Annotated in this window: 18 protein-coding genes and 1 pseudogene; 7 read left to right on the top strand and 12 right to left on the bottom strand. The window is 56.1% G+C overall.

Features of this window, described 5'->3' with window-relative positions; genetic code table 11:
- Positions 1 to 122: 122 nt before the first annotated feature.
- Positions 123 to 1,967, top strand: coding sequence for a sigma-54-dependent Fis family transcriptional regulator (locus HU811_RS09485; protein WP_186655461.1), 1,845 nt, complete (start codon positions 123 to 125; stop codon positions 1,965 to 1,967).
- A 163-nt stretch (positions 1,968 to 2,130) separates the two neighbouring features.
- Here the strand turns inward: HU811_RS09485 and HU811_RS09490 are convergent, their stop codons facing one another.
- The gene (locus HU811_RS09490) at positions 2,131 to 2,673 is read right to left on the bottom strand and encodes an anti-virulence regulator CigR family protein (RefSeq protein ID WP_186655465.1); all 543 of its coding nucleotides are present in this window, start codon (positions 2,671 to 2,673) and stop codon (positions 2,131 to 2,133) included.
- 125 nt (positions 2,674 to 2,798) lie between these two features.
- Between HU811_RS09490 and HU811_RS09495 the strand changes: the two genes are divergently transcribed.
- Both HU811_RS09495 and HU811_RS09500 read left to right on the top strand, forming a co-directional pair.
- Complete coding sequence (locus HU811_RS09495) at positions 2,799 to 4,013, top strand: MFS transporter (RefSeq protein WP_186655468.1); 1,215 nt, start codon at positions 2,799 to 2,801, stop codon at positions 4,011 to 4,013.
- Between the two features lie 204 nt (positions 4,014 to 4,217).
- Positions 4,218 to 4,424, top strand: a complete 207-nt coding sequence (locus tag HU811_RS09500; RefSeq protein WP_186655470.1) for a hypothetical protein — start codon at positions 4,218 to 4,220, stop codon at positions 4,422 to 4,424.
- A 51-nt stretch (positions 4,425 to 4,475) separates the two neighbouring features.
- Here the strand turns inward: HU811_RS09500 and HU811_RS09505 are convergent, their stop codons facing one another.
- The 6 genes from HU811_RS09505 to HU811_RS09530 all read right to left on the bottom strand — a co-directional run bounded on the left by HU811_RS09505 (position 4,476) and on the right by HU811_RS09530 (position 7,574).
- Positions 4,476 to 4,784 (bottom strand): AzlD family protein, encoded by a 309-nt coding sequence (locus tag HU811_RS09505; RefSeq protein ID WP_186655471.1) that lies wholly within the window; start codon positions 4,782 to 4,784, stop codon positions 4,476 to 4,478.
- On the bottom strand, positions 4,781 to 5,491 hold the full coding sequence (locus HU811_RS09510; RefSeq protein ID WP_186655473.1) for an AzlC family ABC transporter permease: 711 nt from the start codon (positions 5,489 to 5,491) through the stop codon (positions 4,781 to 4,783). Before HU811_RS09510 ends, HU811_RS09505 begins: the two co-directional genes overlap by 4 nt.
- Before the next feature lie 158 nt (positions 5,492 to 5,649).
- Positions 5,650 to 6,018: a hypothetical protein gene (locus HU811_RS09515; protein WP_092400449.1), complete on the bottom strand. Its 369-nt coding sequence runs from the start codon at positions 6,016 to 6,018 to the stop codon at positions 5,650 to 5,652.
- Between the two features lie 206 nt (positions 6,019 to 6,224).
- Positions 6,225 to 6,422 (bottom strand): hypothetical protein, encoded by a 198-nt coding sequence (locus HU811_RS09520; protein WP_092400447.1) that lies wholly within the window; start codon positions 6,420 to 6,422, stop codon positions 6,225 to 6,227.
- Between the two features lie 109 nt (positions 6,423 to 6,531).
- The gene (locus HU811_RS09525; protein ID WP_092400445.1) at positions 6,532 to 6,732 is read right to left on the bottom strand and encodes a hypothetical protein; all 201 of its coding nucleotides are present in this window, start codon (positions 6,730 to 6,732) and stop codon (positions 6,532 to 6,534) included.
- 200 nt (positions 6,733 to 6,932) lie between these two features.
- On the bottom strand, positions 6,933 to 7,574 hold the full coding sequence (locus HU811_RS09530; protein ID WP_186655475.1) for a hypothetical protein: 642 nt from the start codon (positions 7,572 to 7,574) through the stop codon (positions 6,933 to 6,935).
- 144 nt (positions 7,575 to 7,718) lie between these two features.
- Between HU811_RS09530 and HU811_RS09535 the strand changes: the two are divergent.
- The 3 genes and pseudogenes from HU811_RS09535 (at position 7,719) to HU811_RS09545 (ending at position 8,866) form a co-directional block, all read left to right on the top strand.
- Positions 7,719 to 8,027: pseudogene (locus HU811_RS09535) on the top strand (addiction module antidote protein).
- A gap of 255 nt (positions 8,028 to 8,282) precedes the next feature.
- On the top strand, positions 8,283 to 8,537 hold the full coding sequence (locus HU811_RS09540) for a type II toxin-antitoxin system HicA family toxin (protein WP_186655476.1): 255 nt from the start codon (positions 8,283 to 8,285) through the stop codon (positions 8,535 to 8,537).
- Positions 8,534 to 8,866, top strand: a complete 333-nt coding sequence (locus HU811_RS09545) for a type II toxin-antitoxin system HicB family antitoxin (RefSeq protein ID WP_186655477.1) — start codon at positions 8,534 to 8,536, stop codon at positions 8,864 to 8,866. The genes HU811_RS09540 and HU811_RS09545 overlap by 4 nt, the downstream gene beginning before the upstream one ends.
- 139 nt (positions 8,867 to 9,005) lie before the next feature.
- On the opposite strand, the gene HU811_RS09550 is transcribed toward HU811_RS09545, so the two are convergent.
- The 3 genes from HU811_RS09550 to HU811_RS27410 form a co-directional block, all read right to left on the bottom strand.
- Positions 9,006 to 9,275: a hypothetical protein gene (locus HU811_RS09550; protein ID WP_186655478.1), complete on the bottom strand. Its 270-nt coding sequence runs from the start codon at positions 9,273 to 9,275 to the stop codon at positions 9,006 to 9,008.
- Between the two features lie 168 nt (positions 9,276 to 9,443).
- Positions 9,444 to 9,950, bottom strand: a complete 507-nt coding sequence (locus tag HU811_RS09555; protein WP_186655479.1) for a P-loop nucleotide/nucleoside kinase family protein — start codon at positions 9,948 to 9,950, stop codon at positions 9,444 to 9,446.
- A 101-nt stretch (positions 9,951 to 10,051) separates the two neighbouring features.
- Entirely contained in the window at positions 10,052 to 10,252 is a 201-nt protein-coding gene (locus tag HU811_RS27410) for a hypothetical protein (protein ID WP_367616235.1), read from the bottom strand.
- A gap of 611 nt (positions 10,253 to 10,863) precedes the next feature.
- Here HU811_RS27410 and HU811_RS09560 point away from each other — a divergent pair.
- A complete protein-coding gene (locus HU811_RS09560; RefSeq protein WP_186655480.1) occupies positions 10,864 to 11,151 on the top strand; it encodes a type II toxin-antitoxin system Phd/YefM family antitoxin in 288 nt (95 codons plus the stop codon).
- 227 nt (positions 11,152 to 11,378) lie between these two features.
- Here HU811_RS09560 and HU811_RS09565 read toward each other — a convergent pair whose 3' ends face one another.
- Complete coding sequence (locus HU811_RS09565) at positions 11,379 to 11,870, bottom strand: DUF6030 family protein (protein ID WP_143071673.1); 492 nt, start codon at positions 11,868 to 11,870, stop codon at positions 11,379 to 11,381.
- 217 nt (positions 11,871 to 12,087) lie between these two features.
- Positions 12,088 to 12,366, bottom strand: a complete 279-nt coding sequence (locus HU811_RS09570) for a DUF3077 domain-containing protein (RefSeq protein WP_092400431.1) — start codon at positions 12,364 to 12,366, stop codon at positions 12,088 to 12,090.
- Positions 12,367 to 12,661: the final 295 nt, after the last annotated feature.

The raw sequence follows: 12,661 nt of genomic DNA on the forward strand, positions 1-12,661 counted from the left end.
TTCGCGAGCAAGCCCGCTCCCACAAGGGTTTGTGTATCAAGTGGCATTCAGGCATGCCCCAGCACAAGGAGGATGTGCGAGACTTATCACAACAATAAAAACAACATCTGCGAGAGTGCCCCATGGCCGCACCTGCTCCAGCCTTGTCCCACGAAGCCATCATCCAGGCCTCCTGGTCCCGCTGCCGCGCCTTTGGCCTGAATCACCAGAGTGTGCCTGCCTTCGATCAATTGCCCGCCGAAGGCATTGCCCAGTTGCTGGAAAGCCAGCATTCGCTGGTGCAGACCACCCACCAGGAAGTCCTGCCGTACTACGAGAACATCCTGAGCAACTCCAATTGCCTGATCATGCTGGCCGACAACCAGGGCCAAGTGCTGACCTCCTGGGGCACCCAGCGCTTTATCGAACCGAAACTGGCCCATGGCTTCAGCGCCGGGGCGAGCTGGATGGAACGCTGCAGTGGCACCAACGCCATCGGCACCGCCCTGGCCTGTGAACAGGCGGTGCACATCGAACACGATGAACACTTCCTCAAGGCCAACCGCTTCATGACCGGCTCCGCCGCGCCAATCTTCGACGCCGAGCGCAAGGTCATCGCCGTGCTGGACGTTTCCAGCGACAGCTACCTGCCGCCCTCCCACACCCTGGGCATGGTCAAGATGATGAGCCAGACCGTGGAAAACCGGCTGATCCTCAACCTGTTTCGCGGTGAACATTTCCAGCTGACCTTCAACACCGGATTGAACAACCTCGACAGCCAATGGGCCGGGCTGCTGATTTTCGATGAAACCGGCCAGGTGCTTTCCGCCAATCGTCGCGCCGACAATCTGCTGGGCCTGCGCCTGTCACGGGTGAGCATCGAAAGCCTGTTCAAGGTTTCGCTGCTGGAGCTGCTGAACCAGCCCGACGGCTTGCCGTTCGCCCTGCAAGCGTCGGGGAGCAATCGCTTCCAGTGTTTGCTCAGACGCCCGCAACAGGTGACGGTCAAGGCTCGGGTCTTCAGCGAGTCAGCGCCCTCGTCCGCCCCCGTCGCGAACGTGATCAGCCTCAATACCCTGCACTTGGGCGACAGCCGCGTGGAAAAAGCCGTACGCCAGGCCGAACGCCTGCTGGAGAAGGACATTCCGCTGCTGATCCACGGCGAAACCGGCGTCGGCAAGGAAGTGTTCGTCAAAGCCCTGCACCAGGCCAGCTCCCGCAGCAAGCAACCATTCATTGCGGTCAACTGCGCGGCAATCCCCGCCGAGCTGGTGGAATCGGAACTGTTCGGTTACGAAAAAGGCGCTTTCACCGGCGCCAATCAAAAAGGCAGTATCGGCCTGATCCGCAAGGCCGACCGCGGCACCCTGTTCCTCGATGAGATCGGTGACATGCCCCTCCCAACTCAGGCCCGGTTGCTGCGGGTACTGCAGGAACGCTGCGTGCAGCCGGTGGGCAGCGCCGAGCTGTTCCCAGTGGACATTCGCATCATCTCCGCCACCAACCGCTTGTTACGCGAACAAGTGCAGTTGGGTCGGTTCCGCGAAGACCTCTACTACCGCATCGGCGGCCTGACCCTGGAACTGCCGCCCCTGCGTGAACGCAGTGACAAACAGGCCCTGTTCAAACGCCTTTGGGAACAGCACCGCGAACCTACGCAATGGGCGGGCCTGAGCCGCGAAGTGCTGGATCTGTTCGAACGCCATCCATGGCCAGGCAATCTGCGCCAGGTCAGCAGCGTGCTGCAAGTGGCCCTGGCCATGGCCGAGGAGCAGCCGATCCGCCCGGAACATCTGCCGGACGACTTCTTCATTGATCTTGAAATGGAACCGGTGGAAACACCGGAGCCGCTGACGGTGGACCTGAACGATATCGAGGACCTGAACCGCCAATTGCAGGCGGTGGGCGGGAACATTTCGCACCTGGCGCGACGGCTGGGGGTCAGCCGCAACACCTTGTACAAACGCTTGCGGCAACTTGAAAGCTGATGCAAAACCTGTGGGGGGGCGGGCTTGCTCGCGAAGGCGTCGGGTCAGCCAACATCAATGTTGAATGACCCACCGCTTTCGCGAGCAAGCCCGCTCCCACGGGCGTTTCGCTTAACTGATTGGCATCACTGCGAATGAGGCTGCTATTGATTCCATTGACGCTTTAGTCGAACGCACCGTTGAGCACTTCATAAATGATGCCTGTGGCGATTGCCACCAGAATCAGGTCCGTGCCCACCTGCTGCCATTCATAACCGTCATAGTGCGGCAAGCGCCCCAGTAGCCGGCCATCCAGCTTCTTGGCAATGCCCGGTGGCAACGGCTTGCCTCTGGCGAGGTTTTTCTGGATACCCGGCGGCAAGGGTGGGCCGGGGCTCCAATAATCACGGTGGCCGCTCACCAGGCCGAGAATGCCACCGCGGTCGATGCTGGGGCCGTTGTGCCAATCGCCACCGCCACCCGATGGGTTGCCCTTGCCGCCCTGGTTACCTTTGCCACCCTGACTGTTTCCAGGGTTGTTTCCTGGGTTGCCTTGACCGCCCTTGTTGCCCTGCCCGCCTTTGCCTCCTTGTCCCTGACCCTGACCCTGACCTTGATCGAATTTGGCGTTCCCCTTGTCGTTACCCGGGTTCGCCACAACAGCGGTAGAACCTGCCACGAGGGCGAAGCAGGTAACCGCAACAATCAACGAGCGCGATTTGAACATGGTGGTTCTCACTGAAAAGGGAACATCCCTGTGAATATAGAGGCTAGCGGTGATATTAGTTCCATATCATGCTGCGCGCTGACAGCGAAGCCCAGTACCGTACAACGACGTTTTCAAGGAGCCCCATGCGCAAGGATTACCTGGCCTTTTTCATTTCAATGTTCCTCTCACGGCTGGCCGACCAAATACTGCTGTTCATCGTCCCGCTGATTGTTTTCCAAACCACCCACAGCGTCTCCTGGGCGGGCTTGGCTTTCTTTGTCGAGTCCCTGCCGCGTTATCTGTCGTTCCCGATCTGCGGCGCACTGTGCGACAAGTTCCCGCCCATCAGAATCCTGCACATCAGCCAGGTGTATCGCGCCGTGATATGCGTTGCAGCCGTGGTGCTCTTCATGATGTTTGGCGGCATTTATTGGATCGTCGTCCTCTCGGCGGTCTGCGGTGTATTGACCACCCAGGGCATCATGGCCCGCGAAGTGGTGATGCCTTACATCTTCAAGCACTACACCTACACCAAGACCTTGTCGTACTCACAGATCGCCGATCAGACCGGGCTGGTGCTGGGTCCACTGATCGCTGCGCTGATGCTGGAGGTATGGGCCTGGCACTGGGTGGTGCTGGCGATTGCCGTACTGTTCCTGCTGGCGGACCTGGCGATGCTGTTCTGGCAGCGTACCAGCGCGGTCACACTGCAAACCTTCGAGCAACATCACGACGTCTGGCTGAACCCGCTGCGCATTGCCTTCGGCCACATCCGCAACCTGGCCGAGCTGAAAAAAATCATTGGCCTGGCCGTAGGGGTCAACCTGATCATCGGCGTCACCCTCGCCACCTCGGCGGCCATGGTGATTGGCGAGTACGCCGCAGGGAAGGACTCTTACGCCGGACTACAGGCAGCCGGGGCGGTCACCACCATCATCATCCTGTTCTTTCTGGCGCGGGTGAGCTTGCCCTTGAACGTCCTCGGAGCGGTGTCCTATACATTGATTACCGCAGGAGCCTTCATCACCGCACTCAGTCCGAACATCGGGGGTTATGTCATTGGTTTCCTGCTGATCGTCGGGTTCGACAAGATGTTCAACGTCTACTTCCGCACGTTGCGCCAACAAGTCATTCCACCCAAGGATTTCGGCAAGACGGTAGGTGTCATTACGCTACTCAACAACCTCTCGCAACCGCTGGCGGGCTTGCTGGTCGCGATGCTTGCTGCGCCTGTTGGAACGCAGCGGGTGATTCTACTGCTGGCGTTCGCCACCAGCGTGATCGGCATCTCAGTGGTGGTGGTCTTCAGCAAGACGGCAGGCCTGCCGGACGGCTACGGCGTCGATACAGACCTTTGAGAGTCGCCCGCGTCTTTAAATATTCATCTGTGTACGGTTAGAGTTTCCCAGTGCGCACCATTCGTCGTTAATGGGAGGTGACGCACCTTTCACCACCGCGTCTGGCTCAGGGTTTGCAGCGACTTGTCATGGCAGCCCCAGGACGACGTAACCCTGACGCGGCGGCCGTCTATTCACTGCTTGGTCAGTCACCGGAGATGTACCGTGTCAACTCTCAACGAAATCGCAGCGAACCACGCGAGAATGGCAAAGGCCAAGGAAGAAGAGTCGATACGACTGAGTGCGCTTGAAGGTCAAGTCGTGGGGAATATCGAAATAGCGCCTCTGGAGGCAAAACCACAGATGCCGCTGCACTTCATGGCTGGCGTTCAGGAGCATTCGTTTGGGGAGGTTGCTGCCCTGAATTATTGATCAGGGCGTTAATTGATCCCCGTCGCCCGTTTGTCAGCGGGCGACACGACTTCAGAACTGCCTGACTAAAGCAGCTGCAAGTATCCCGGCCGCAATCGCCGGCAGCGGCTTTTTCAGTGTCAGCATGACGATTGCCGTGGTCAACAGGGCCAGCCGCGCGCCGTTATCACCTTTAACCGCCAGGGGCGCCAGCACCGCCACCAACACCGAGCCGGACATTGCCGTGATGAATTGCTGTACCCGATAGTTGATCGGCACGAACGACATCACGAAAACACCGCCCCAGCGGGTCGCCAACGTCACGATGGCCATGATCACTATGACAATCAACGTGCCGTAACCCGCCGTGTCGATATTCATTGTTGTTTCTCCATCCACAGCGCACCCAGAATGCCCCCCGCCAAAGCGCCTACCACGACATGACTGTTGGCCGGCAAGTACCAGTAGGCCAATAGCGATGAGCAGGCCGCCACGGTCCAGATAATGAACATGCGCAGGTTCTTCTTCCCGCCCACGACCATCGCCAGCAAGAAACACCCCATCACCATGTCGAGCCCGAAACTGACGGGGTCTTCAATGGCGCTGCCAAAGTGCAGCCCCAGCCAACTGCCCAGGATCCAGGCGACCCAGAGCGCGATGCCACCGCCAAATAAAAGCCCCAGCCCAGGTTTTCCACGGCTGAACGCTTGCATCGCCATGGCCCAGTTGGCGTCCGAGACCACCAGCATCACACCATAACGCTTGGCAACCGGCAGCTCCCGTAGCCATGGGTAGAGCGTGGCGCCCATCAACAGGTGTCGGGCGTTGATGGCAAAGACGGTGATCATCAACGGAACGACCGGGACCTGTTGGCCCCATAGATCCAGCGCGGCAAATTGAGAAGCGCCGGCGAATACCAGCGTACTCATGAGCACGGCCGACGTATCACTTAAGCCTGTTTGCGCAGCGGCCAAGCCGAAGGCCACACCGAATACGATGACGAAAAGAGCGAGAGGAATTAGCTGTTTGAAACCATCGTAGATGTGCGTCAGCTTTAGCTCGTGCAGGTGGGGCTCTACGTTCGACAAGAGATGACCTCTTTTGAATATTGCTGCGTGGCTTGAACAACCGAGGCCACAGGACAGGACCTATCACCAAAAAAGTAATGGGTGAGCCCTACGATTCAAGGTAGGGCTTCCTTTAGCGATTCTCGCCAGTTGTACTGCAACTGCGCTGAACTACCGGGTTATTCGACGGCGGACCGGCTGTTGCGCCAGAACAGGTACGCCAGCCCCACCGGCGCTACAAAAATCGCCAACGACCAGCACATCGCCATGGTGAAAACCTTCACTATCAGCATGAACAGCGCGTTCACGAAGAAAACGTTGTTACCCATGATGTAGCCAACAACGCTTTCATAGACGAACCGAGAATACGGATAGAGCAATGTGTTGATGACCGCCAACACAATCAGCCCAGGCTTGGCACCGATTCCCCCAGGGCCATTGGCCGCCAGGGAGATGATCATCGCAGCGAACACCAGCCCGAACAGGAACTGGCGGATGTAATAGCTGGTAGTAAGACCCCCAAAGGTCTTGGCGAAAAATGAGTGCATAGAAGATCCCTCTAGAACGCTGATTTAAACGAGGCGCCACCATACCAGCATCATTTATTCGTGCAAGATCAAGCGGGTCCCCGGATTGATGTCCCCGCAAGCGGTAGACGATCGGACCGAGTCCTTGCTTTTAGAAACTGAGACCTACAAAAAAACGGGCGACTCATAAGTCGCCCGCTTTTGACATAAATCAGCAAGGACGAAAGCTAAGCGTCGGGATGTTCACTGGCCACCGAATCGGCGGCATCCACATCAGACATATCCTCCTCGATAGGAGCTTCATCATCCGCAGGCAACGGAACCTCGGGGCCGTCCTTCTTGGGATCGTGACCTGCTTCGTTATCCGTGCCGCGCGTTACGTCCTGCTGAGATTTGTTCCCAGGAGCATTCTCGTCGATTTCCATGCTGGCTCTCCGTTCTGACGTGAGGAATTTGCACGCTTAAACATGAGAGAGGCCGGGGCACTGCAAGTGCCGAGCAATGGATGAACGGCCTGGAATTCAACGCTGCGCTTCAATGAAGAACCCTGTGGCTCTCCCCGATTCTGATGCGATCGAGCGCGCAGTTTAGCGCGTCCAAGGCACGTAAAAGCGCTTTTGCTTCAGCTTCACGACCATCGCCCCAGAGGCGTTCAGCCATTTTGTTCAGGGCCTGGATGGAACGCTCAATGTCAGCAGCAGTCGCTGCTTTGTTTTCCTGGTATTCCTTTGGCATCTATTAACCCTTCCTCAGGGCGTGCTTCATCAACTTCAGTGCGGATACTGAGGTGACTGCAAGAACGGCTGCCAGTACCAGGGTTATGGCTTTCATGGTCCACTTCCTGTGACGGTGAGTTTGCCGATTTGGCTGAGCGATGCGAGTAGATCGTTATGCTCTATACCTCCCTCTTCCCAAGGAGCGAGCCCGAACGAAACTCAATCGGAGGCCTTATCAACAGCCCAACCAACCAGCACAAACGGCAACAGGGCGATCACGAACACCGTCATTCCGACGGCCCCGTAGGCATCGTGGACCTTATCGGCCAGGCCTCGTTTCGGCGCAGGGGAAAGAATGTCCTCGGACAGGCTCAGGACATAACGATAGGCTTCGGGGTGATCATACTGCCGGGCTCCGCACTCCGTAGCGTTCACGCCGACATAACGATCACCCGGCACAAGCGTACGACTTTCCGGCCCTAGCCCGCGCGTCGCGATGTCGTGACGGGCGAGGTGCTGCTTCAATTGGGCAACCTGTACCTCAAATTCCGCCTCACATTCAGACTGACTGGCGAAAGCACGACTCGTCTTGCGGATTACATCCGGGCGGATCTTACTATCGAGGAAGACCTCATAGGCGTCGCCTTGGTCATCGACGCGCTTGTAGACCTTGGAGCCCGTACCCGACTCGCCTCCGGTAGCGGAAAGCGCCATGAACTCATTACTGGAAAGCGGCTGATTCAAGGTATAGCCATAGACTTGGGGGACTTTGAGCGGTTCCTTCACAGGTTTTGCAGCGCATCCAGTGGAGGATGACGCGATAATCGAAAGGCTCAGCGCGGTACAGAGCGTCCGGTTCATGATTCATCCTTGAGTTGCATGGGTCACCCTGTCAGGCGTGGGGTGAGCATTGTAAAACGATTGTGTTGCTACTGGCTGGTGGCGACAAGTTTTCACAGGGTGCTGATATCCAGCGAGCGAAGAAACGGGCAAAGAGATTTGAACATGACCCAACACCTGACGACATTTGACATGGAGGCACTACTCGATAGCGACGAAGCAATCAGTGAATACCTTTCTCAGGTGCTGGCTGATGGTGATAGCGAGGAGTTTCTCCGAGCAATTGGCTATGTAGCCAAGGCCCGAGGCATGGCGTAGATCGCTCAGGACTCTGGCATGGGGCGAGAAAGCCTGTACCAGGCGTTCGCACCCGGATCAAAGCCGAGATTCGATACCGTACTCAAGGTCATTCATGCACTCGGCATTGATTTTCATGCGCAGCCTGGGCATGCAGCTAATCATTCACCGGTCTGAAGAGCGGATTAGACAGAAGCAGGCGGCCCGGAGCTGGGACCGGGTGAAGCTGGGAACAACCACGATTTTGTATCCACCGGTAATCAGCCCATCCCATAATCGTGGACTGTCCTCGTTTCCATGCATCAGGTCGCAGGACGTGGAAGGTCTAAGCCTGTAGAAAAACACAGAAATGAAAATTTCATCACGGCGCCAAGCCTCAATGGCTCGGTACTGGTAGGATTTTGCTATCTTTTTTTGATAGCATGAGCAGAAATGAAGAACAGGCACCGGAAAATCTTAGAAGCGATCTACCGCACGCCAACCAGCGCGGCAGTAGTGTTTGCTGACATTGAGGCTTTAATCGTTCATTTGGGTGGCGAAGTGTTGGAACGCGAAGGCTCGCGGGTCAAGCTCGTGCTGCGAGAGGCCCAGTGGCGCTGTCATCGACCGCACCCTGGAAAGGAAGCCAAGAAGTATCAGGTAGAAGAGGCTCGAGAATTTCTCCAGCGAGCAGGAGTAGAACTATGAACAGCATGACCTATAAGGGCTATACCGCCCGAGTTGAGTTTGATGAGCGTGATGACATCTTCGTCGGTCGAGTTCTGGGAGTACGCGACATCATCAGCTTTCACGCCGACTCAGTGACAGAGCTGCGCTCCGAATTTGCTAGCGCTATCGAGGACTATTTGGCGGACTGTGCCGAACAAGGAGTCAGCCCCGAGAAACCTGCCTCCGGAAAGGTGATGCTGCGCATTCGTCCTGAAGTGCATGCTGCCGCTACCATTGCAGCCCAAGCTGCCGGCAAGAGCCTGAACCAATGGGCCGACGAAGTGTTTGAGCGCGCAGCACACGCCTGACGGTGAAAATGGGGAGCGGCCACGATTTTGTATCCACCGATAATCAGCCCATCCCATAATCGTGGACTGACCTCGTTTCCACCCTTTGAGTTTTTCCAGTATCTTATGAAACGGGCGACTTATAAGTCGCCCGTCTTCATTACTCTGCCGCCTGCGCCCGCAGTCGTCTTCCAATCACATCCATGACATCACAACCATCGCGTAACGATGTCGTCAGTAATTTACAAAAGTCAGTCAGCACCGTATCTGAGGTGATGTCCGAGCGGAACGCGATATTTTCCAAGACTTGGGTCACAGTGCGGATGCGGTAATCGGCGGTTTCGAACAGGACGTCTAGAGGGGCTTCGGTGTCGATGAGCAGGGTTGCGGGGGTGAAGTCGATGCCGGTGATGGGCATGTATCGGGGCATGGGTAGTACCTCAATTCGTTGAAAAGGAGTACTTCATTCAATCGAGTCGCCAAACCCGAATCGCCATTGGGCGACAGAAGGACAATAAGCCTCACTCATCGGCGCTGCAATGCGCCGGTTTCCGAGGTTTGCGTAGGTATTTTCCTCGATGCCGCTGGCGCGCCGACGTTACTCACTGGACAGGAATCGTTCGATGATCATCGAGACCGCTTGCACCGGAGAGACCAAGGCTGTGTCTATGCAAAACGGAGCTTCATCCCACGGCTCATACTCATGATCCAGCACCGACTGCCAGGTGGGTGGAGTCAGCCCTGGAATATCAACCGCCCTTGTTTCGACCCGGCGCCGATGTTCATCTTTATCGGAACAAATCACTTGGATATTTGCCAATCGAATACCAGCGCGTGAGGCGATTTCGCTCCACGCGATTCGGCTTTCGAGGACGGGATTGACACCATCAACGATGACCGTGCGGCCCAGACGAAGATTACTCAGCGCAAGCTCATTGGCGACCATGTAACCACTGCGTCCCACATCTTGCGCAAGCGCGCCCGAGTTTCGAATCGCCTGCTCAATCGTATCGATCCGCAGGTACACGGCGCCTGTTGTAGCGGCGAGATCATAGGCGATAGTCGTTTTTCCGGTGCCGGGAAGGCCGCTGAAGACGATGAGCATTGCATGTCCTGTGATTAGTGTGAAACTGGGACAGACACGATTGCTTCGTCCCTTGGAATCGGCGCGTTTATATAGTGGTCTGCCCCACTCTCCTTAACGCTTCAATGAAGAACCCTGCGACTCTCTCCAATCCTGATCCGATCGAGCGCCCTGTTTAACGCATCCAAGGCATCAAGTAAGGCTTTCGCCTCAGCTTCCCTACCGTCGCCCCAGAGGCGTTCAGCCATTTGGTTCAGTGCCTGGATAGAACGCTCGATGTCAGCAGCACCCGCTGCTTTGCTTTCCTGATATTTCTTTGGCACTCATCACCCCCGCCCCTCAATTCCCAGAAAACTGGCGACGATCTCTGTCAGCTCACAGGCCTGCTCTCCCCCCCGCGCTCCGAAAGTTTCACGGCAGCGCGTATCAGATTCGACGCCCGCCCCGGTCGCCACCACTGGTTAGCCAGGATCGCATTACTTGGTTTTTGCACCCTTGATGTCACTTATGATTTTCTGGAAAACAGCCTGAACCTGCTCTTGGGTCAGAGCCGACATGACACCCCCAAGCAGATCAAAACAGCAACAGCGCAGGATAGCGCAATCCAAAGCTTGGATTTGTTCATTGAATTTCCATATCCATAAAATCGGTAGAAACAGGGTTGAATATCCCGCCGAGCCAGATGACCGTACGCGCAGGATGCGCGAATTTAGCACCATTATTTCGCCACTACGAATATGAGGCGAGGATGGCCGAGCGCAACAACGCCGCGTTTCCCCAGGGTGAGAAGGCAGCCAGGAAAATACGCCAGCTACACCCACAAGACGGGCTGATCGATGAGCCTTGGTGAGACCGGACTTGGTAGGGAAATCCTGAGCAGTTGTCACTCTAGAATAAAAAGACCAGAATAAAGACCTATTTAGGAGTCATATCCATGCAAAATATTCTGGCCGATGTGGCCGTCAGCGTATCTGAACTCAAGAAGAACCCATCTTCCGTCTTGAGCGGCGCCAACGGCTTGCCCGTGGCTGTGCTGAACCACAACCGCGTTATGGGCTACATGGTCCCGGCGAACGTCTATGAGGCCATGGTCGAGCGCCTGGACGAACTGGAGCTCTTACACTTGGTCAAGGTACGGTCCGATGCCAACGAAACACCTGTTCGAGTATCTCTCGACGATCTGATTGGCGAGGCCGAGGCAGATATCGCCAATGGCCGTTGAGTATGGAGTCGAGGGGGATCCGAAAGCGTTGAAAGAACTGCGAAAGCTGGACGGTGCAATCCGTCTCCAGTTTCTCTAAAAGCTTCTGCAAAAAGGGGACAGATTTATTTTCTAGCCGACGGCTAATTGATCCAAGCGAATTTACCCGATGGAAGCACTCAGCGCAGCGAACCAAAAAACAAATCTGCCCTTTCCCTAGTTGGCCCTATTTTCCGCCGAGCCTACGGTTAGCGCATCATGACCTGCACTTCGTAACCTTTCCCAGTTGGCCACTCCTCTCGCACGACCTCTACGACACCCTTGCCAACCCTGGCAGATCCATGCTCGCCGCGCTTGATGAGTGTAATAACAGATTCAGGCAGGCTTGCACCCAGCGCTCCCTGAGATAGCCTCTTTGAGGCTGCGAGGAGTGCCTTTGTAGCGCTATTGGATTGAGAAGGTTGGTTGTAGTTGAGTACCAACTTCACCTCCATTACGTACTGACTTACCCCGGTTACGTAGTAAGCCAAATTATTCGCGAGCCCGTCCCCGGCACCGATGTCCTTATAGTCACTGGAGCAGCCTGAGGACCCATCGCCGTAATCATCGACCCATTTCCGCCCCTTCAGACCCAAGTCTGAAAGTAGCGAGCAAACCTTTGAGGGGGTGGAATCAATGATTTCCGCCGATGCTGAAGTTGCAAAGGTCGCAGCGACGACAAGTAAAAGTAGTTTTTTCAAATACATCTCCCTGTCCGGCTCCATGCCGGACACCCGTAATACCCCAACCCAAATCAAACCGCCACTACCCCATGCTGCGCATCCGGCCGACGGAGGGTGGCGTCTGGCCGGAAATCACCGGTGCTGAATTGGCTGCTTTTGCCAAACACCATTCGACTCTGCCTACGCCCCGACAAATCAGGACGCGTGCAGCCTCGGTGCATCGCGAATCAGAGAGCTACTTAGATTCTGCGGGTCTAGGCGTTATGACTTTCACTACGTCATCAATCACTGCTTTGCTCATTTCCATTAAATAATGAGCGGCCCAGGCATGACGGTCCGTTCCCCTTTCAAAGGTCGCATCCTCTGCAAGCCGGTAGGCAAGATGCAATAGGTCTGACGCTTGTTGCAATGCTTCATTTAACGGGACACCGCCGTTAACGCGGAACAGAGGACGATCGGAGCAATAATGGAATGGGGTGTAGCCGATAGTTTTTGCTTCCACTTGTTCGGTCATTTGCTATCTCCATTGACTGAGATGCAACGGGACCGCGATACAGAACTGCGGAGCAGGTGAGGTCGTTTTCTTGATCTTTTGATATGCATTGTTCAGCTCCCTTGATTCGAAGAGCTACCGCATCCGTTACCAAGCGAATGGGTGGCAGCTATGCGCAGGTTGGTAAACCGGGGAATCAAGGAAACCGGCACGTCAAAAGACGTCCCACGCACAGCTGCCATAAAACAAAATCGCAGTCAAAAAGCCTGCAATCCTGTCTGTGCACTGTTACGCCTTATTCCTCCGGGTTACCAAG

Source organism: Pseudomonas tehranensis, from assembly GCF_014268615.1.
GTDB classification, from domain to species: Bacteria; Pseudomonadota; Gammaproteobacteria; order Pseudomonadales; family Pseudomonadaceae; genus Aquipseudomonas; species Aquipseudomonas tehranensis.